The 18,162-nt window shown below is 72.9% G+C and carries 13 protein-coding genes, 1 pseudogene and 2 CRISPR repeat arrays (1 of these 16 only partly in view); of the genes and pseudogenes, 2 read left to right on the top strand and 12 right to left on the bottom strand.

Annotated features, from left to right (window positions below):
* Positions 1 to 78: 78 nt before the first annotated feature.
* Entirely contained in the window at positions 79 to 1,767 is a 1,689-nt protein-coding gene (locus tag ABTX81_RS02085; RefSeq protein ID WP_350540975.1) for a serine hydrolase, read from the bottom strand.
* Between the two features lie 210 nt (positions 1,768 to 1,977).
* Between ABTX81_RS02085 and ABTX81_RS02080 the strand changes: the two genes are divergently transcribed.
* Both ABTX81_RS02080 and ABTX81_RS02075 read left to right on the top strand, forming a co-directional pair.
* Positions 1,978 to 2,286, top strand: coding sequence for a hypothetical protein (locus ABTX81_RS02080; RefSeq protein WP_350540974.1), 309 nt, complete (start codon positions 1,978 to 1,980; stop codon positions 2,284 to 2,286).
* A gap of 106 nt (positions 2,287 to 2,392) precedes the next feature.
* Positions 2,393 to 3,097 carry a hypothetical protein gene (locus ABTX81_RS02075; RefSeq protein ID WP_350540973.1) on the top strand — a complete coding sequence of 235 codons (705 nt, stop codon included), beginning with the start codon at positions 2,393 to 2,395 and terminating at the stop codon, positions 3,095 to 3,097.
* A gap of 36 nt (positions 3,098 to 3,133) precedes the next feature.
* Here ABTX81_RS02075 and ABTX81_RS02070 read toward each other — a convergent pair whose 3' ends face one another.
* The 11 genes and pseudogenes from ABTX81_RS02070 to cas3 form a co-directional block, all read right to left on the bottom strand.
* Positions 3,134 to 4,708 carry a phytoene desaturase family protein gene (locus ABTX81_RS02070; protein ID WP_350540972.1) on the bottom strand — a complete coding sequence of 525 codons (1,575 nt, stop codon included), beginning with the start codon at positions 4,706 to 4,708 and terminating at the stop codon, positions 3,134 to 3,136.
* A 55-nt stretch (positions 4,709 to 4,763) separates the two neighbouring features.
* Positions 4,764 to 5,495, bottom strand: coding sequence for a polysaccharide lyase family protein (locus ABTX81_RS02065; RefSeq protein WP_350540971.1), 732 nt, complete (start codon positions 5,493 to 5,495; stop codon positions 4,764 to 4,766).
* A gap of 126 nt (positions 5,496 to 5,621) precedes the next feature.
* Positions 5,622 to 6,917 (bottom strand): annotated as a pseudogene (locus tag ABTX81_RS02060) (uracil-xanthine permease family protein); the annotation flags it as partial.
* Positions 6,918 to 6,989: 72 nt separating this feature from the next.
* Positions 6,990 to 7,689: a CRISPR direct-repeat array (repeat unit 29 nt; unit sequence GGAGCAACCCCCGCGAGCGCGGGGCCGAC).
* Positions 7,690 to 7,707: 18 nt separating this feature from the next.
* Positions 7,708 to 7,986 carry a type I-E CRISPR-associated endoribonuclease Cas2e gene (cas2e, locus tag ABTX81_RS02055; RefSeq protein ID WP_331744407.1) on the bottom strand — a complete coding sequence of 93 codons (279 nt, stop codon included), beginning with the start codon at positions 7,984 to 7,986 and terminating at the stop codon, positions 7,708 to 7,710.
* Positions 7,983 to 9,008: a type I-E CRISPR-associated endonuclease Cas1e gene (gene cas1e / locus ABTX81_RS02050; protein ID WP_350540969.1), complete on the bottom strand. Its 1,026-nt coding sequence runs from the start codon at positions 9,006 to 9,008 to the stop codon at positions 7,983 to 7,985. The genes cas2e and cas1e overlap by 4 nt, the downstream gene beginning before the upstream one ends.
* Positions 9,009 to 9,011: 3 nt before the next feature.
* Positions 9,012 to 9,785: a type I-E CRISPR-associated protein Cas6/Cse3/CasE gene (gene cas6e, locus ABTX81_RS02045; RefSeq protein WP_350540968.1), complete on the bottom strand. Its 774-nt coding sequence runs from the start codon at positions 9,783 to 9,785 to the stop codon at positions 9,012 to 9,014.
* A 5-nt stretch (positions 9,786 to 9,790) separates the two neighbouring features.
* Positions 9,791 to 10,657, bottom strand: coding sequence for a type I-E CRISPR-associated protein Cas5/CasD (gene cas5e / locus ABTX81_RS02040; RefSeq protein ID WP_350540967.1), 867 nt, complete (start codon positions 10,655 to 10,657; stop codon positions 9,791 to 9,793).
* Positions 10,657 to 11,802 carry a type I-E CRISPR-associated protein Cas7/Cse4/CasC gene (gene cas7e / locus ABTX81_RS02035; RefSeq protein ID WP_350540966.1) on the bottom strand — a complete coding sequence of 382 codons (1,146 nt, stop codon included), beginning with the start codon at positions 11,800 to 11,802 and terminating at the stop codon, positions 10,657 to 10,659. The genes cas5e and cas7e overlap by 1 nt, the downstream gene beginning before the upstream one ends.
* Positions 11,803 to 11,855: 53 nt before the next feature.
* The gene (casB, locus tag ABTX81_RS02030; RefSeq protein ID WP_350540965.1) at positions 11,856 to 12,458 is read right to left on the bottom strand and encodes a type I-E CRISPR-associated protein Cse2/CasB; all 603 of its coding nucleotides are present in this window, start codon (positions 12,456 to 12,458) and stop codon (positions 11,856 to 11,858) included.
* Positions 12,448 to 14,172: a type I-E CRISPR-associated protein Cse1/CasA gene (casA, locus tag ABTX81_RS02025; RefSeq protein WP_350540964.1), complete on the bottom strand. Its 1,725-nt coding sequence runs from the start codon at positions 14,170 to 14,172 to the stop codon at positions 12,448 to 12,450. The genes casB and casA overlap by 11 nt, the downstream gene beginning before the upstream one ends.
* A gap of 226 nt (positions 14,173 to 14,398) precedes the next feature.
* Positions 14,399 to 17,203: a CRISPR-associated helicase Cas3' gene (gene cas3, locus ABTX81_RS02020; protein ID WP_502892683.1), complete on the bottom strand. Its 2,805-nt coding sequence runs from the start codon at positions 17,201 to 17,203 to the stop codon at positions 14,399 to 14,401.
* Positions 17,204 to 17,467: 264 nt separating this feature from the next.
* A CRISPR array of direct repeats spans positions 17,468 to 18,162; the repeat unit is 28 nt; unit sequence ATCGGCCCCGCGCTCGCGGGGGTTGCCC (it continues 248 nt past the right edge of the window).

The following is an 18,162-nucleotide window of genomic DNA, read 5'->3' as shown; positions in this document are numbered from 1 at the left end:
CGCCGGCCTCCTCGTACACCACGGGCGCGTTCCTGGACGTCTCCGGCGGCCGGTGAGCACCGGGGCCGGAAGCCGACTTCAGGTCAAGATCGGAATGAACGTCCCGAGGCCCTCGTGGTCGAACTGCTCGACGACGAGGGTGGAGGCCCGGCCATCGGCGCCCACCGAGAACGTCACACCGGAGAGGCCGACCGCGTTCTCGCCCCGGGTCCGGAAGCTGAAGACGTCGCCGTCGTAGTGCTGGAGCGGGAACTCCAGGTCGTCCGGCCCCAGGCTCATCACCAGTCCGCCCTCCCGGGCGTTGACGGTCAGCGGGCCGTAGTAGCCGTTGCCGTAGGTGCCGATGTACGCCGCGTCCGGCTGGGCCGGAGCCGCGTCGACCGGCGGACGGCCGTAATCGGTCGGCGAGACGCCGGCCTGCGCGGCGGCGGGCACGACCTTGCCCATGAAACCCAGCCAGTCGACGGTCTCCCGGCCCTCCTGGGCGAGGTCGAAGAACTCCTCCGCCACCGCCTCCGGGACGCCGATCGGCTGACCGTTGGTCAGCACCACGATCCCGAGCTGCTCGGACGGCAGCAGGGTCACCACGGTCGCCGCGCCCAGGTCGAAGGCGCCGGAGTGGTTGAGCCGCAGCCGGCCCCGGGCGTCCTGGTTGACGTTCCAGCCGAGGCCGTAGAAGGTCGCGCTGCCCGCGGGCGCCTTCGGCAGCCCGGCGACGATCCGCGGCACCCGGGTGTCGTTCAGGGCGGCCGCGTCGACGACCTGCCGCCCCTCGAAGACCCCGTCGGCGAGCTGCAGCCGCATCCACCGGGCGAGGTCCTGCACGGAGGAGCTCACCCCGCCGGCCGGCGACTGCGGGTCGGGGTTCTCGGTGGCGCTGACCTGCCAGCCGGCGTCGGTCCGCACGTGCGGCACCGCCTTGTTCGCCGCGCCGTCGTAGGCGGCGCGCAGCGAGCTCGTGGCGGCCATCCCCAGCGGCTTGTAGAGGACGTCCGCCGCGAGGTCCTCCCAGGCCGTCCCCGTGGCGGCCGCCACGGCCACCGCCGCCTCGGTGAGGCCGTAGTTGGTATAGGCGTAGCTCGCCCGGAAGGGGGCGAGCGGCTGGTCGCGCAGGTGCTGGAGGATGTAGTCGCGCTGGTAGCCGAGGTCCCCCAGCAGGTCGCCGGCGTGGTCCGGCAGGCCGCTGCGGTGGGAGAAGAGGTCCGCGATCGTCAGATGGCCGCTCACCCAGGGGTCGGCCAGCGCGAAGCCCGGGTCGTGGGCGGAGACCGGGTCGTCCCACTTCACCGCCTTCCGGCCGACCGCGCCGGCGACCACGGTGGAGGCGATCGGCTTGGAGAGCGAGGCGAGCTGGAAGACCGTGTCCGGGTCCACCGGGTCGGGCAGGCCGAGCTGCCGGACGCCGAAGCCCTTCGCGTGGACGACCCGGTCCCGGTACACCACGGCCAGGGCCACGCCCGGGACGCCCGTGGTGGCCATGGCGGTCTGCACGTAGTCGTCGATCCGGGCCACGGCGGAGTTCACCTGTTGCTCGGTCAGCTGGGGCGCCGGCTGCGCCGGTGGCTCGGCGGCCGGGACGGACGGGGCGCTCGGGCTCCCGGAGGGGCTGGGGGCGGCGACGGGGGCGGTGCCCGCGGCGGTGGTGCACCCGGCCAGCGGGAGGCCGGTCAGCAGCAGACCGGCCAGCAGGGGACCGGCCAGCAGGGGCGCGGTACCGCGCGGCGCCGTCCGATGACCGGGCCGCCGGGCCGCGCCGTGACGGTGCATCAAGGTCTCTCCCCTCGTCCGGGCGGCCCCCGGGCGGCCGCCACACGGCGGGAGTATTCGGCTCCTCCGGGCGGGCCGGGCGCCGCCGCGCGTCGCCGCCCGCGCAATCCACCCGTCCGGCGGCACCGGCGGCACCGGAGCCGGCACCGGGTTGGTCCGGATGCCGTCGTGCGGGTGGCGGCGGGCCGGTCCTGCGCCCACGTTGAGGAGATGGACATCGTCGTCGTACTGGAACCTGACACTCCGACCAACATCCGGCTCCTCGGCCCCGGCCACGCCCCCGCCGAGCCCTCGATCCCGGTGCGCCGTGCGCACAGCGCCCGCACGGAGGCCTCGGGCGCCTGCGGCCCCCGGACCCTGTGCGGCATGGACACCTCCGACATGACGCTCGCTCCGCAGCGGACCGACCACCCCGACCGGCCGGGGCTGCGGCCGCACTGGCACACCTGCAGTACCTGCCGCAGCGCCGGGGAGGACATCACCCACGACACCCGCCCGGGGGAAGGACCGGGCTGCTGAACCGCCGCGGGCGGCACCACGGCGGCCGCGGCCGGCGTGGTGCCGCGGCCGTCACCGAACACCCGGGCGAAGGTGGGGGCGTGCCGGGGGACCGTAGGCTGATCGGATGACAACTGACCGCAAGTCCGCGCTCGCCCCGGTGCTCCTGGCCGGGCTCCTGCTCGGGACGGCCGCCTGCTCGTCGTCGGACGGCGCGACCGCCGCGGCCGACGGCGGGAAGCCCTCCTTCGCCAGGCTGAAGTCGACGGTGCAGGGGCTCGGTCCGGATCCCTCCTGCCCGTTCGGCCTGGACCTGGCCGGCGCGCTGAAGGCCGCCGGGATGGAGCGCCCGGTCACCCCGGGCACCGGTACGGGACGGCCGGTGCGGGCCGAGGTCGTCCCGCCCGGGAAGGCCCTGCCGGGTCCGACCGGCAGCACGCCCGGCCCGGCCCGGGCGACGCTGCCCGCGCGTCCCGAGAGCGTCCAGGTGTGGTGCTCCTACAACGCCGGTGGGACCCCGGTGGAGATCGGCGTGGTCGCCGCCCCCGCCGAGGGGATCGCGGTCAACCTGGCCCTGCCCTACATCCAGCAGGCCGGCGACCTGACGACCGAACAGGTGGTCACCGTCTCCGCCGAGCAGCCCGCCCCCGGCCTGGCGAAGACGGCGCCCGGCCGCGGGTCGGTCGCCATCGCCCGGCTCGCGGTCGCGGGCACGGGCGACCTCGCGCTGCTGGTCAGCCAGGGCACCGAGGCGCCCTCCCCCGACGCGGCGCTCACCGGGGAGCCCCTGCGCACGCTGGCCGAGAAGCTCGCCGCCCAGCTGCACGTCTGACCGGGCCTGCGGGCCCCCGGTCAGTTCGGCCGGCGGCTAGCCGGCGAAGTCCTCCAGGACGGCGCGCGCCGCGTTGTGGCCGGGGATTCCGCTGACGCCGCCGCCGCGGATCGCTCCCGCGCCGCAGAGCAGGACGTTCGGGTGCGCCGTCGCCACGCCCCAGCGGGCGGCGGCGCCGTGCGGCTCCGCCGTGGCGTACGGGAACGCGAGGTCGCGGTGGAAGATGTGACCGCCCGGCAGGCCGATCTCCCGTTCCAGGTCGAGCGGGGTCTTCGCCTCCAGGCAGGGCCGACCGTCGGCGTCCACGGCCAGGCAGTCGGCGATCGGCTCGGCCAGCACGGCGTCGAGCTGGGCCAGGCTCGCCGCCAGGGCGCGCTCCTTGGCGGCCGGGTCGGCGAAGAGCCGGGCGGGCAGGTGCAGGCCGAACAGGGTGAGGGTCTGCCGGCCCTGCCGGACGGCCTCCGGTCCCAGGACCGACGGGTCGGTCAGCGAGTGGCAGTAGATCTCCGAGGGCGGCGCGGCGGGGATCCGCCCGGCCGCCGCCTCGGTGTACGCGGTCTCCAGCTGCCGGTAGCCCTCGGCGATGTGGAAGGTGCCGGCGAAGGCCTCGCGCGGGTCGACGGCGGGGTCCCGCAGCCGCGGCAGCCGGCGCAGCACCATGTTGACCTTCAGCTGGGCGCCCTCCGGCGCGGGCCCGGGCTCCTCCCCCAGCAGCCGGGCCAGGACCGCCGGGGCGGCGTTGACCAGGACCCGGTGGGCCGCCGCCGTGGTCTCGCCGTCCCGGTGGCGGTAGGTCACCTCGGCGTCCCCGGTGCCGTCGGTGGCGACGGCGGTGACCTCGCAGCCGGTGCGCAGCTCGGCGCCGGCCGCCCGGGCCGCCCGGGCGAGGGCGTCGGTCACCGCGCCCATGCCGCCGACCGGGACGTCCCAGTCGCCGGTGCCGTTGCCGATCACGTGGTAGAGGAAGCAGCGGTTCTGCCGCAGCGACGGGTCGTGGGCGTGGGTGAAGGTGCCGATCAGCGCGTCCGTCAGCACCACGCCGCGCACCAGGTCGTCGGCGAAGGTCCGCTCGACGGTCTCGCCCAGCGGCCGTTCGAACAGGGCCGACCAGGCCGCGTCGTCGCCGACCCGCCGGCGCAGCTCCGCCCGGGCGGGCAACGGTTCGGTGAGGGTCGGGAAGACCCGCTCGGCGACGTTCCCGGTCATCGCGTAGAAGCGCCGCCAGGCCTCCCATTCGTGGTCCGCGCCGGTCAGCGCCCGGAACGAGGCCCGGGTGCGGCCGGCGTCGGCCGCGTCCACCAGCAGCCCGGTGGGCCTGCCGTCCCGGACGGCGGGGGTGTAGGAGGCGATCCGGCGCCGCCGCAGCTCCAGGCGCAGCCCGAGCTCGCGCACCACCTTCCGCGGCAGCAGGCTCACCAGGTAGGAGTAGCGCGACAGCCGGGCGTCCACGCCGGCGAACGCCGGGGCCGACACCGCGGCGCCGCCGAGCCGGGTGAGCCGTTCGAGCAGCAGCACCCGGTACCCGGCGCGGGCCAGGTACGCCGCCGCCACCAGGCCGTTGTGGCCGCCGCCGACGATCACGACGTCGTGCCGGGAGGAGGGGTTCGCCATGTCCGGCACGGTACGGCACCCGGGCGGTTCGGGGAACGGCGCCGGCGCCGGGCACTCACGAGCCGGCGGTGGCCGTCTCCAGGGTGGTCGCCATCACCGGGCTGGTGAAGGTGTTCGAGGCGTCGCCGGTGGAGAGGTGGTAGGAGCCCCACTTGAGGTAGTTGCGGGTTCCGTCCCAGGTGGTGCCCGTGAAGGTGCCCGAGCCGGTGGTGAAGGTCTGCTTCACGCCGTCGAACCAGAAGTCGATGGTGCCGTCGGTGCGGCCCAGGCGGATCTTCAGCGCGTAGGAGTGCCACTGGTTGTTGGCGGTCGGCGCGGTCCAGAGCGTGTGCGCGACGTGGGCGGTGTCCCACTCCTGGAGGCGGATGCGCCCGGTGGTCGCGTCGATCTCGATCGGGTGGTTGGCCGTGCCGGTGCTCGGCGAACACTTCAGCTGGAAGACGTAGCGGCTGTTGGTGTCCTTGATGTCGACCTTGGACGACCAGCCGAGGTAGAAGGTGTCGCCCTCCTTGAGGTCGGGGCCGAGCGTCTCGCAGCGCTCCTCCCCGGCGGCCTGGAACGCCCGCCAGACGCTGCCCTTGACGGGGTCGTTGACGACACCGAAGTTCCCCGTGGCGCACTGGACCGCGGTGAAGGAGGACGGGCCCGTGCTGGTGCTCGGGGTCCACAGGACCTGGCCGGCCTCGGCGGCGGAGCTGCCGGCGGTGGCCCAGCCGCAGGAGAGCGCGAGCGCGGTGGCGGCGACGGCGCCGACGGCGCTCCTGCGGTGGCGGGACGGAAGGGACATGCTTCTCCCCGTGGGTGAGTGGCCTCGTGGGACGTAGGACGCGATTCGACCACCTGACGTCCGGTCAGGCCAAGCGAACCGGCCGGAGAGAGCCCTTTCGGGCACCTCTCCGGCCGGCGCTCTCCGCTAGCGGGCGGGCCGCTCGCCCGGCTCCCCCGGGCCCTCGGCGCCCATGTCGTAGGAGGAGGTGCCCTCGTCCAGCAGCGGCTCCTGGGCCTTCAGGTGCGCGGGGGCGAGCGCCCGCAGTACGTGGTAGCCGGTGATGACGACCAGGGTGCCCAGCGCGATGCCGCTGAGGCTGAAGGTGTCGGTGAACTTCAGGGTGACGTTGCCGATGCCGATGATGATGCCCGCGGCGGCCGGCACCAGGTTCAGCGGGTTGCGCAGGTCCACCCCGGACCTGGTCCAGATCTGCGCGCCGAGCAGGCCGATCATGCCGTACAGGATGACGGTGATGCCGCCGAGCACCCCGCCGGGGATCGCGGCGACGACGGCGCCGAACTTCGGGCAGATGCCGAACAGCAGCGCGAAGCCGGCCGCGGCCCAGTAGGCGGCGGTGGAGTAGACCCGGGTGGCGGCCATGACGCCGATGTTCTCGGAGTAGGTGGTGTTCGGCGGGCCGCCGAGCGCGGTGGAGAGCATCGAGCCGACGCCGTCCGCCGAGATCGCGGTGCCGAGCTTGTCGTCCAGGTTGTCACCGGTCATCTCGCCCACGGCCTTGACGTGCCCGGCGTTCTCCGCGACCAGCGCGATCACCACGGGCAGCGCGACCAGGATCGCGGACCACTGGAAGGAAGGGCCGTGGAAGTCGGGCAGGCCGACCCAGTCCGCCTGGCCGACGCCCGACAGGTCCAGGCGCCAGTGGTCGGTGAGCTGTCCGCTGCCGTCCACCGAGTGGATCCTGCCGAAGACCCGGTCGAACAGCCAGGAGATGCCGTAGCCGAAGAGCAGGCCGAGGAAGATCGCCACCCGCGACCAGAAGCCGCGCAGGCACACCACGGCCAGGCCGGTGAAGAGCATCACCAGCAGCGCCGTCCACTGGTCCTGCGGCCAGTAGGTGGAGGCGGTGACCGGCGCCAGGTTGAAGCCGATCAGCATGACGACGGCGCCGGTGACGATCGGCGGCATGGCGGCGTGGATGATCCTCGCCCCGAACCGCTGGACCGCCACGCCCACCAGGAACAGCGCCACGCCGACCACGAACACCGCGCCGGTGACCGTCGCGCTGGTGCCGCCCTGGGCCCGGATCACCGCGGCCACGCCGACGAAGGAGAGCGAGCAGCCGAGGTAGCTGGGCACCCGGCCGCGGGTGGCCAGCAGGAAGATGACGGTCGCGACGCCGGACATCATGATCGCCAGGTTGGGGTCGAGCCCCATCAGCACCGGCGCCACGAACGTAGCGCCAGCGCATGCATGACGAGCCTGAGCAGATGCTACGCCGCCGGTGACCGGCGTCAAGCCCGGTCGGCCAGGGCAGTCAGACGAGATCGAGGAGAAGCCATCCCCGCGAGGGCGGGGCCGGCCTCGCCACCGCGCTGGGGACCACCCCAGAGGAGGAGCAACCCCCGCAAGCGCGGGGCCGACACAGTCACCATCCGCACACCCCGGGAGGTCGAGGAGCAACCCCCGCGAGCGCGGGGCCGACTACAGGATGGTCCGCGACGTCATGGTCCCGTGGGAGCAACCCCCGCGAGCGCGGGGCCGACGCCGGCGCGAGGCTCGGCGCCGGGTCGACGTGGGAGCAACCCCCGCGAGCGCGGGGCCGACGGCGGGCGCCGGTGCCGGCGCGTACGGGGGCAGGAGCAACCCCCGCGAGCGCGGGGCCGACTGGAGGAGATGCGCGAGCGGAGCGGTTCGAGTTGAGCAACCCCCGCGAGCGCGGGGCCGACAGGTTGATCTTCTCGATCAGCACCTCGAAGGGCGAGCAACCCCCGCGAGCGCGGGGCCGACAAGCTCGCCGTGGTCACCTGCTTCGCCATCGCGGAGCAACCCCCGCGAGCGCGGGGCCGACGGCGCCAGGCCGCCTTCTCGGAGCGACGGCGGGGAGCAACCCCCGCGAGCGCGGGGCCGACCCGTCGAGTGCGGTGATCGTCGGGCACGGCCAGGAGCAACCCCCGCGAGCGCGGGGCCGACCAGCACGTCGCTCTCGTGGCGGGTGGTGTCCCGGAGCAACCCCCGCGAGCGCGGGGCCGACACTTCGTGACCTGCGGGTCTATCGGCGGGATCGGGCTGAGAGAATCAGTCCGTCGAAGTCGACGGGCTTCCAGCGGTCCTTGCCGGCGGTGCGGACGGTCCAGCCTTGTTCGTTGGTGGCGGGTTCGACGAGGACGGCCTGGCCGTCACCGATACGGGTGGCGAGGAGGTCCCAGAGGCGGTCGCGGATGCGACGGCTGGGGGTACCGACGAAGACGCCGGCGTTGACCTCGACCATCCAGCGGGTGAGGTGTCCGCGTAGGCCTTCGGGGGCAGCGATGAGGATGATGACGGTCATGGGCTGCTCGTGTCCTCGGTGAACTCCGGGCCGATGATGGCGAGGTGTTCGTCACCCATGCCCGGGTCGGAGACACCGGGCACCACCGGCACTCCCTCGCTGCCCGCCCAGTTCACGCCGCCCTGGACGGTTCCGACGCGTTCGTCCCAGAGTTCGTTGGCCTCGACGTCGGGCATGTCGGTGCCCTCCGGGCTGAGGAGGGTCTTGACGTCCTGGACGATGCGGCCGAGCAGCTTGTCCTGGGCGATGCGGTCGCGCAGGCCCAAGCGGGCATCGCGTTCCTCGGTGTGGCCCTGCTTGGCGAGGTCGAAGGCGAGGGGGATGGTGTACTCGGCCTTGTAGAGATCGGCGATGTCGAGGACGAACGAGGTGGCCAGCCCGGTGTGGACGAAGCCGAGGCCGGGACTGGCTCCCAGGCCGGTGATGACGGCGTGGCAGATGCCGTAGAGCGCGGCATTGGCCGCCGACAGGAGGCGGTTCAGGTCGTCGCCCGCGGCGTGGGCATCGCCGGCCTTGTAGACGCGGCCGTTCCAGGGGACGCCGGTGCGGCGCGCCTCGGCCTGGTAGAGCTTGCGGATGCGGGCTCCCTCGCGGCCGCGCAGCTGCTGCATGGTGGCCGCGCTCACGTCCTCGCCCGGGAACCGCATGCGGTACATGGTCCGGGCGACGGCGAGGCGTTCCTTGGTGCGGCTGACCAGCCACGCCTGCCGGTTGAGGAGCGCGGCTCCGCGGCTGGGGCCGAGCCCTGCCGCGTACATGCGTACGCCCTGTTCGCCGACCCAGCACACCGTGGTGCCGGAGTCGGCGAGGAGGTTGACGGCGCCGTGGGTGATTCGGGTGCCGGGGCCGAGAAGCATGACGGCGACCATGGCGGCGGGGACGCGCACGGTCTCGCGTTTGTTGATGACGACGACGGCGTTCTCGTCGCGGTCGATGTGGCTGCGCTCGACGTAGACGCTGGAGACGCGGTCAGCGAGGCGGTGCAGGTCGTGGGGGTGGGCTTTCCACCAGATGTCGGCCACCGGTCAGCGTGCCCCTGCCTGGAGCGGGGCGAGGGTGAGCAGGCCGCACCCGTAGGCCTTGGACGGGCCGATGCCGCCGAGGAGGGCGGCCTGCAGCAGGTCGGGGTCGGCGATCCGCAGGTGGCCCTCGAAGGTGGCGGTGGTGAGGGTGACGGGGGTGCGGGTGCCCGGCTTGGTGAAGCTGCTGCGGCTGCGGTCGGTGATCCTCACCTCCCGGGCGGGCCGCACGTCCGCCGGGGTGTCCGCGGCCGGCGGTTCGAGGCCCGGTGCCGGCCGATCGCTGCGCGCCTCGGGAACCGTGAAGCCCCAGCGGGTGGTGCGGTCGAGGAACCAGGTGAGCTGCTGGGCGGCCGTGCGGTGGGCCATGCGGTAGGAGCGGTGGCGCAGTTCGGCTTCGGTCTTGGTGCGGTGCGGGCTCGCCTTGTCCGGCTTGGCGGTGTTCTGGATGGGGCTGGCCTTGAGGCGGAAGGCGAACTCCCGGCCGACGGCGAGCTGGGCGAGCAGTGGGCTGTAGTCGCGGACGGCGTAGTGCTCGCCTTCGGCGTCGGGCCATCCGGCCTGTTCGACGAGGTGGGTCCAGTCCGGTTTGGAGGGGGTGAGGACGAGCAGCATGGGGCGACGCGGGTGGTCGGCGTCCAGGCGCCACAGGGTCCGGTCGCCGGGGGCGGTGTCGGGGATGCCGGCCAGGACGGCGCCGTGCAGGGCTCGGGGGTTGGCGAGCAGGTTGCGGCTGGCGGCGCGCAGGGGGTTGATGCGGACGCGGGAGAGGTAGGTCATGAAGGTCACCAGCCCAGCAGGGCGAACGGGTCGTGGCCGCCGGCGTCGGTGGCCGGGTGCGTGGTCGTGGTGGACGGGGCGAAGCCGGTGGGGACGCTGAGCCATTCGTGGCGGATCCGCCGGGTGGAGAAGCCGCGTTCGCGGGGTGCGAAGGTGCGCGGGACGTCTTGGAGGGTGTCCTCGCCCGCTGGGTCGTCGAAGGTCGCCGCCAGGTCGATCCGGTGCGGCGAGAACGGCTCCGGACCCCGTTCGGCCCGCCGCCGGTAGGCGTCCCTGGCAGGCGCGCCCGCCTGCCAGGGCTCCGCGGCCAGGACGTCCTCCAGGGCGGCGTCGCGCATCTCGCCGAGGACGATCGGCTGGGTCGGGACGCACGAGCGCCGGCCGAGCGCGAGCGGGAAGGCGGGGCGGCGGATCGCCTCGGCGAGCGCCGTGACAAGCGCCGCAGGGCCCTGGACGGCGGCGACGAACATCGCGTCCTGGAGGTAGTAGCGGTGGGTGACGTGGGTTTCCTTGGCCGGGGAGGTCGGCTTCTGCAGGCCTTTGGCGTTGACGCCGGCCTGCGGCAGCGGACGGCCGCGGTAGTCGCTGACGGTGTGGTAGTCGCGAAGCAGGGTGCCGGGCTGGTCGATGCGCACACCCAGGCGAAGGCCGACGAGGTCGGTGATGTCCGCTTCGCGCGGTCGGCCCGCGGCGGCGGCGAGCAGGCCGACGACGCCGGACTTGGTCGGCTGGGGCCGGCTGTCGCGGCGGTTGAAGGCGCTGCGGTCGCCCCAGGACTGGAGCGGGCCGGCCAGGCGCAGGACGAGGACCGCCTGCGCCTCGTCCTGCCGGTCCGCGGCGGGGGCGGGACCGGGTGTGGGGTCGGTGGGCATCAGTTGCCGTTCACCCGTTCGGTGAGGGCGGCGCGCAGGCCGTCACGCAGTTCGGTGAAGGTACGGTTCGCCCCGAACGCGTCCGCCAACTCCCGCCCCGTCCCGTCACTGTCGGTGCCGGGGCCGAGGGTGTGACAGATGCCGACGTACAGCGGCTCGTCGCCCCACTGATCGGTGGCGGTGGCGAACTCCCCTGCGAGGCGGCGCGCGGACTCGGCGACGATGCCCTGGCTCGCCGGGACGGGGTTCTCATAGGCGGAGACGAGGTTCACGGGCTGGTCGGCGCGGACGACGACGGCTACCAGGCTGGGGCGGGTGCGGTGGGCGAAGGAGTTGCCGTAGCCGGTGGGCATGGAGCGGGCGAAGGAGTCGACGAAGAGGTCGACAGCGTCGATGGCCGCCTTGTCGTCGCCGAGGTTGTCGCGCAGCTGGTGCAGGCCGATGGTGGCGTAGCGGTAGAGGGTGGCGGAGTTGAAGCCGATGGTGCCGATCATTCCGGCGCCGGTCTCGTCGGCGGTGTTCTCGTCGTCGACGGCCGTGTAGTAGTCAAATTCGAGTTCGGCCGCGTGGGTGGAGAGGGCGTGGGCGACCTGGGTGGCGGCGTCGACGTTCAGGCTGGGGATGTCGGCGACCATGCGGCCGAAGAGGGCGACGTCGGCGGGGTGGCCGCTCTGCAGCTGTTCCTTGACCGGCAGGGCCTTGACGGCCTCCTCCAGGGCTTTGGCGTCGAGGGCGGCGAGGTCGGTGGCGGTGTCGGCGACCAGGTCGACGATTCCGTCCAGCTGGCGGCGCCCGTAGAAGAGGAGGTAGGCGGTGTCGCCTTCCTTCTTGCCCGCGGAGATCCCGGTGGCCTTGATCAGGGCGTCGGCGATCCGCTGGGCGTCCTCCGCCGAGACGGGGGTGCGTTCGGCAATGCCTTTGGCGAGCTGGGAGGCGATCCGCTTGGTTCGGGTGGCGAGGTCCTGCCGGTCGCGGCTCTCGGCGAAGTGCAGGCGTGTGGCGCGCTTCCAGGCCTGGGAGGAGACGCGGGAGCGGCGCTTGCCGCCGAAGTAGGCCTCCTTGGGGTTGCCGTTGTCGTCCCGGTTGAGGTTGGCCGGGGGGACGGTCTGCAGGATGTGCACGTCGATGTAGAGGCGGTCGGTCATGCGCTTCTCCTCGGGGATGGCGGTACGGGCAGCTGGGAGGCGGGCGGGCGGGGTCAGTCGGTGGGTGCCTTGTCCTTCCACGCCTGGTAGCCGACGGCCCACTTGAGGCGGACCTGCGGGCGCCGGTCGGTGTGGTGCCAGGCCTGGATGTCGGCCATCAGGTGGTTGTAGTCCAGGGGCTGCCCGACGGTGCGCAGTTGGGTGATCAGGCCGCGCAGGTGGACCAGCAGTGCGGACACGCTGGTGGCGCCCGCGAGTTGGGCGACCCGGGTGTCGAGGGCTTCTTCGCTGAACTTGCCGCTGCGGCGCAGGGCCCGCAGGGCCTCGCCGAGTTTGACGCCGCTTCGGTGCATCGGTGTGGCCTGGCTCTGCTGGTGCAGGCCGTAGAGGGCCAGGGCTGCGTGTTCGGCCTTCTGTTCGTCGGAGACCTCGTCGCGCAGTGCGAGACGGTCGTCGACGTCACAGCTGTAGAGCGGCCACATCCTGGGGCTGTCCATGGCGGGCCGTCCGAGGCCGGATCGCATGGCGGCGAGGTCCTCGCCGGGGGGTCGGCGTGGCTGCTTGGTGCGGGGATCGGTGCGCCAGGTGTGGTCCGGGGCGGTGAAGTCGTCCCAGTACCGGCGCCTCTTGCGGGCGGTGGTGTGCTCAGTAGTCAAAGTCCGCTCCAGGGGCGGGTTCGGGGTTGAGGTCGGGTCCGGTCTCGGCTTCCCGGGCGGCAGCGGCCTGCCGGACGGCATCGGCGTGGCGGGGGAGGATCTCGTCGACCTGGCGCCGGAAGTTGGCGCCGGCCGTGCCGAGCCGGTAGGTCTGTGCCTTACCCGATTTACCGGGCGGGTCGAGCGTCCGGCCGCCGAACGTGGTGGCGGGTGCGGCCAGCAGGAGCGTGTTCGCCGCCTCCCACACATGACGGTGGGCGACTTGCTCCCAGGCGAGCCGGCCCCGCTCCAGAATCTCCTCGTCGTCGCCGGCGTCGCGCACGCCGGCGAGCAGGCGGCGCACCAGGGGATCGAGGGTGTGCAGGAGGAGGTCGCCGGGGCGCTGACCCTTGTCCCAGGGGATGGGGTCGGTGCCGGCGGCTCGGCGCAGGTCCGCGGAAAGGTTGTTGACGGCCCTCGCAAGGAGTTCCGCCTGCTCGGCCGCGTCCAGGAGGAGGAGGTGGGCTTCGCTGTCCTGGTGGAGGGCCAGCAGCGGCAGGGGGATCGCGTCGTGGATGACGTCCTCGACGACGGCGGACTGGGTGCCGTAGACCATGCCGAAGGTCTCGACCTGCAGCGGGTAGTCGACGCCGAGCTTGCCGCTCTCCTGCAGTCCACTGACCTCATCGAGCAGGACACTGGTCTCGAAGGCCCCGTCGGCACTCTGACGGGTGGGGGCGAGGAGGGCGTCCAGGCCACGCCAGGCGGCCTTGCCCTGGGTGTGGCGGCGCGGCCGACGCTCGGGCAGGGCCGAGGCGGACTTCTTGACGGGGGCGGTGAACGTCCAAGCGGTGTGCGGCTCCTGCTCGGGCAGCCGCGTGAGGCGGTCGCCGGCGCTGATGACCACCCGTGCGACTCTCGGCTGCCCGGCGTCGTTCTGGTGCGGGATGAGACGGATCCGCCGGGCCTGCCACGTCCACAGGTCGAGCAGGCCCTCGGCTGCGCGCGCCGTCCAGGACGGGCCGTGTGGGCCTCGCGTCCACTGTGGGGTGCCGAGGACGCTGGGCGGGGTGACCGGGAGGTTGAGCAGGAGGGTCTCGTACAGGGTGCGCCCGGTGGGGACGATCACGCCGAGCTGGCCGAGCGGGCCGGTGGGGTTCCCGGTGGTCTTGCCCGCCTTGACGTGCTCCTCGTCGCCGACGACTCCGGTCTTGATCGCCGCAGTGTCCCAGCAGTGGGCGTGCACGAGCCAGTGGGCGGCCTGGGCCGGTGTCAGGTCGAGCGGGTCCGCGTCCGTGCGGCTGGCGAACAGCGGGACGTTGTTGCCGCTCGCGGCCGTCGCCACGAGGGCGGCGGAACCCTTCGTCTCATCCTTCGCGGTACGCAGCCCCGCGACCTGGGCGAACGGGGCGGCCGGGTCGAAGAGGTCGAACTTCGCCCGGTGCTCGTCGAGATAGACCTGGAGGCGTTTGCGCTCGTCCTCGGCGAACCCGCCGTTCTGCGTGAGGCGCTCGCCCTTCTCGCGAAGGGTCTCGGGCGCTCCGGTGGCGTGGGCGACGACCGGCAGCAGGACCTGTCGCAGGAGAGCCGGGAGCTGGGTGGAGAACTCAACGACGATCCCCTCGAACTCGTGGGCCCGCGCCAGGGCCTCGGCGATTCCCAGCTCAACGGGAGGGCCTCCGCCGACAGGCCGCACCGTCAGCCACGGTTCGTCGACAAGGTTGTAGCCAGACACGCACTGTTCTCCCAACTGGCTATGTTTAGCCCGTTGTTGAATCATCGTGGCATCATCGGCGGCCGACCGTGGGGCGAATGCTTGAATTGCCCCCTCAGCCCCGTAGGTTCGCTCGCGCGGGGATGGCCCCTGGCCGTGTTTGGCCGCCCGTGACGGGCACAAGTCGGCCCCGCACTCGCGGGGTTGGGTGGTGGGCCCGGCAATCGCCCGGCCCACCACCTCGCCGTCATCCGTACCGGCGCCCCCCGCTCACCGCGAGGCCGAGGTCGTCGTCGTAGCGCAGCCGGAAGTCTCCGAGGGTCGCTTCGCCGTCCTCGTTGAGTTCGAGGGCCAGGCTATAGCGCAGCCAGGGGTGGTCGCGCCAGCCCGCCAGTGGGCCGAGCGCCTGCTCGGCCGCCGCTGTCAGTTTGGCGGGGAGGCGCACCGTTCCCGCGAGGACGTCGTCCAGCAGTTCGGCGGCGACCTCGCCGTTCGGGCCGAGCCTGCGGCCGGTCATCGCGTGAAAGCCGCTCTCGGTGCGGCGTACCAGGACGACTTCCGCGCTCCGTTCGCCGTCGCGGACGAGTGCCTCGAACTGTCCCTCGGTCAGCTTGCCGTGGGCGCCGCGGTGCAGTCCGGCCAGGGTCGGTTCGCCGTGTTCGCCGGCACGGGTGAGCAGGTACTGGGAGGCGTTCTCTCGGCGATCGGCCTGCCGTTTCTCCCAGTCCTGCCGGGCCTTCGTCTCGGCCTCGGCCCATGTGTCCGGGACGACGGGGCCGGTTCCGTACACGCGGGCCACCAGGTCCGGCACCTGACAGGGGATGCTCCACGTGTCCCCGCTGTCCTTGGTCACTCGCTTGATCTCGGCGGCCGTGCGCAGCAGGAGGTAGCGGCCGTAGATCTTCTCGGAGGCGCCCAGGATGTGCGGTGCCTGGTCGTCGTGGAGGTGGAGGCCGGTGACGACCACGGTGGGCTGGGACAGCCGGTGCGAGCGTTTCACGCCGTCGTGGCGGTGGAGGCGGCCGATGCGCTGGAGGAGCAGGTCGACCGGGGCAAGGTCGGTGATCAGCAGGTCTGCGTCGACGTCGAAGGACTGCTCAGCGAGTTGGGTAGCGACGACGATCAGCCTGCCAGGGCGCTCGTGTCCCCGGCTGGGTGGTCCGAGGAGGTCCAACACCTGCTGCGTACGGTCCGCCCGGTGGCCGGCGTGCAGGCGGCCGTGCAGAAGGCGGACGTCGGAGCCGAACTCCTGCCGGAGGGCTTCGAAGGTGGACTGGGCGCGGGCGACGGTGTTGCGGATGACCAGGGCACATCCGCCGTCGGCCAGGCGATCCTTGAGGCAGTCCACCAAGGCTGTATCAGCCGTGGCCGCGTCGTCCTGCCGCCCTTCCGGGCCGGTCGGCGCCGGCGGCTCGTCGAGCGCCTCGACCCGGACCTCGAGGTCGTCGCGCCACGACTCGGTGCTCTCGACCAGCAGCTCCGGCCGCCCGTCCCGGCCCGGCCAGACGGCCGTCACGCTCGGATAGCCCTGCGGCTCGGGAAGCTCCAGCGCCACCGGGCCCTGCGCCGACTGCGTACCGGCCACGTAAGCGGCGACCAGATGCCGCCGCTGCTCGGGCGGCAGGGTCGCCGACAGCAGCACCACCGGCACTCCGGCCTGCCCGAGCCACCACAGTCCCTCCAGCAGGAACTGCGACATGTAGACATCGGCGGCGTGGACCTCGTCCAGGATCACGACCTTGCCGGCCAGGCCGGCCGCCCGCAGCATCACGTGCTTGGTGCGGGTCGCGGCATACAGGAGCTGGTCGATCGTGCCGACCGCGAACGGGCTGAGCAGACCACGGCGGCGCCCGAGGAACCACTCCGCGGGCGCTCTGCGTGCGGCGCCCTCGCATCCGTCGAAGGAGTCGGCCGCCATGCCGTACTCGTCCTCCCCCACCGAGGTGAACGGGTCGTCCGCGCCCTGGCCCCACTCCCCCGCGCCCTCCAGCAGCGCGCGCCACTGCTTGTTGAACATCCGCTTGCCGTGCAGCAGTGCGACCTGGTCCTCCAGCCCGTCCCCGACCTCGCGCAGCCACGAGCGCACCTGGGTGAACATCGGGTCCGCGGTCGCCTGGGTCGGCATGCCCAGGAACACTCCATCCGCGCCGTGACGGGCCGCCATCAGCTCCGCCGCCGCGAGCGCTGCCTTCGTCTTCCCCTCCCCCATCGGCGCCTCGACGATCACCAGCCCCGGCCCGCCCATCCGGCGCACCACGTCGAGGACCATCTCCTGTGAAGGCCTTGTTCCGTGCCCGAAACGGTCCTGGAAGGTCTCCGGCCCGGGCGCCGCCAACGCCCCCCAGCCACCGCGCAGTTCGAGCCTCGACCACGCCGCCGAAGCCCGCCGGCGCGCCTGAGGCATCGCCACCTTCGACAGATCCGACACGCCGGTGAAGTGCCGCTCGTCGCTGGCGATCCAGTCCGCCATCACCACGAAGCCGGACAACTGAAGCTGCATCGCGCGACTCGGCACCAGAGCGGGCTCAACCGCGGCCAGCGGCGACCAACCTTCGTAGCCGACCTCCCGTGAGAACACCTCCGCCAGGGCCAGCTGCGCGAGCTTCCACGACCGATCGTGGCCCTGCAGTTTCTCGTTCTTCCTCGGCGGTTTCAGATCCCCTACCGTCGGGATCAGACCGTGGTGGCCGGCGACCAGCGGCCAGACCCAACCGACCTGCTCCTCAGACCACTTCGCCTCGGCGAGCAGCGCCATCAGCACCCGGGCACCGGCCTTGTCGTGCCGCCAGGACGCCCCCTTCACCGCGTACTTGTCCCAGGCGAGCCCCGCCTGCCGGACCGCGGCCTCCCCGGCAGCGTCCAGATGCTGGAACACCGGCGTGGCCTTGCCCAGGTCATGAATCCCGCACAACCACGCGAACAGACGCCGCCCCTTCCCCGCACCCCCTGCCAGAGCGTCCAGACGCCACCTCGTCGCCTGCGGCAGGTACCGGTCCCAGACCAGCTCGGCAACCGCGGCGGTGTCCAGCATGTGCGACAGCAGGAGATTCACCGTCCCCCCAGCCCGCCCCGCCGACTTTCCCCACAACGCACCCAGCCAGCCCCTGACCTCCGGTGGATACCACCGCCAGCGATCCTCGACCATCGTCCCGACCTCCACGTACGAGTACGCTGCGGAGCGTAGAGCCCAACACTGACAATCCACCGGGACAGAACAAGAGACGGCGGTGACGCATGAGCTCCTCAACGGCCCGTCCACCGAATCGAACTGAATCAATCGGAGCCCACTGAGGGGAATCGCCGCAGGTCAGCAAGTATCGGCCCCGCGCTCGCGGGGGTTGCCCGCGGTCACACCTCATGCATTACGCGGGGCCCAGATCGGCCCCGCGCTCGCGGGGGTTGCCCGGGTGGCGAGGCGCCGCCGGATCGGCCCGGAGTATCGGCCCCGCGCTCGCGGGGGTTGCCCTGCGCACACCCGTGCCACAGTCTTGGTGTGCACATCGGCCCCGCGCTCGCGGGGGTTGCCCCGAAATCAAGCGGGCCCTCAAGGAGAAAGGCCGGATCGGCCCCGCGCTCGCGGGGGTTGCCCCGACACCTCGGAGGCGTCGATCGCGGGGCCCAGATCGGCCCCGCGCTCGCGGGGGTTGCCCCTGACCGACGAGAAGGCCATCGCCAAGGCGAAGATCGGCCCCGCGCTCGCGGGGGTTGCCCCGGCAAGAGGCCCGGGCGCCTAGACAACTCCCGATCGGCCCCGCGCTCGCGGGGGTTGCCCTCAAGGTGGCCGCCCTATTCGTCTGGGACTACGATCGGCCCCGCGCTCGCGGGGGTTGCCCCGAGCACACCTCATGCATTACGCGGGGCCCAGGATCGGCCCCGCGCTCGCGGGGGTTGCCCCGACCAGCACACCGACCCGTGGACGCCGCAGCAATCGGCCCCGCGCTCGCGGGGGTTGCCCCCACCATGGCTGCCAAGATCGAGGAGCTCACCAATCGGCCCCGCGCTCGCGGGGGT

Source organism: Kitasatospora sp. NPDC097605 (genome assembly GCF_040302725.1).
Classification (GTDB): Bacteria; Actinomycetota; Actinomycetes; order Streptomycetales; family Streptomycetaceae; genus Kitasatospora.
This window is presented reverse-complemented; position numbering and strand designations above follow the sequence as displayed.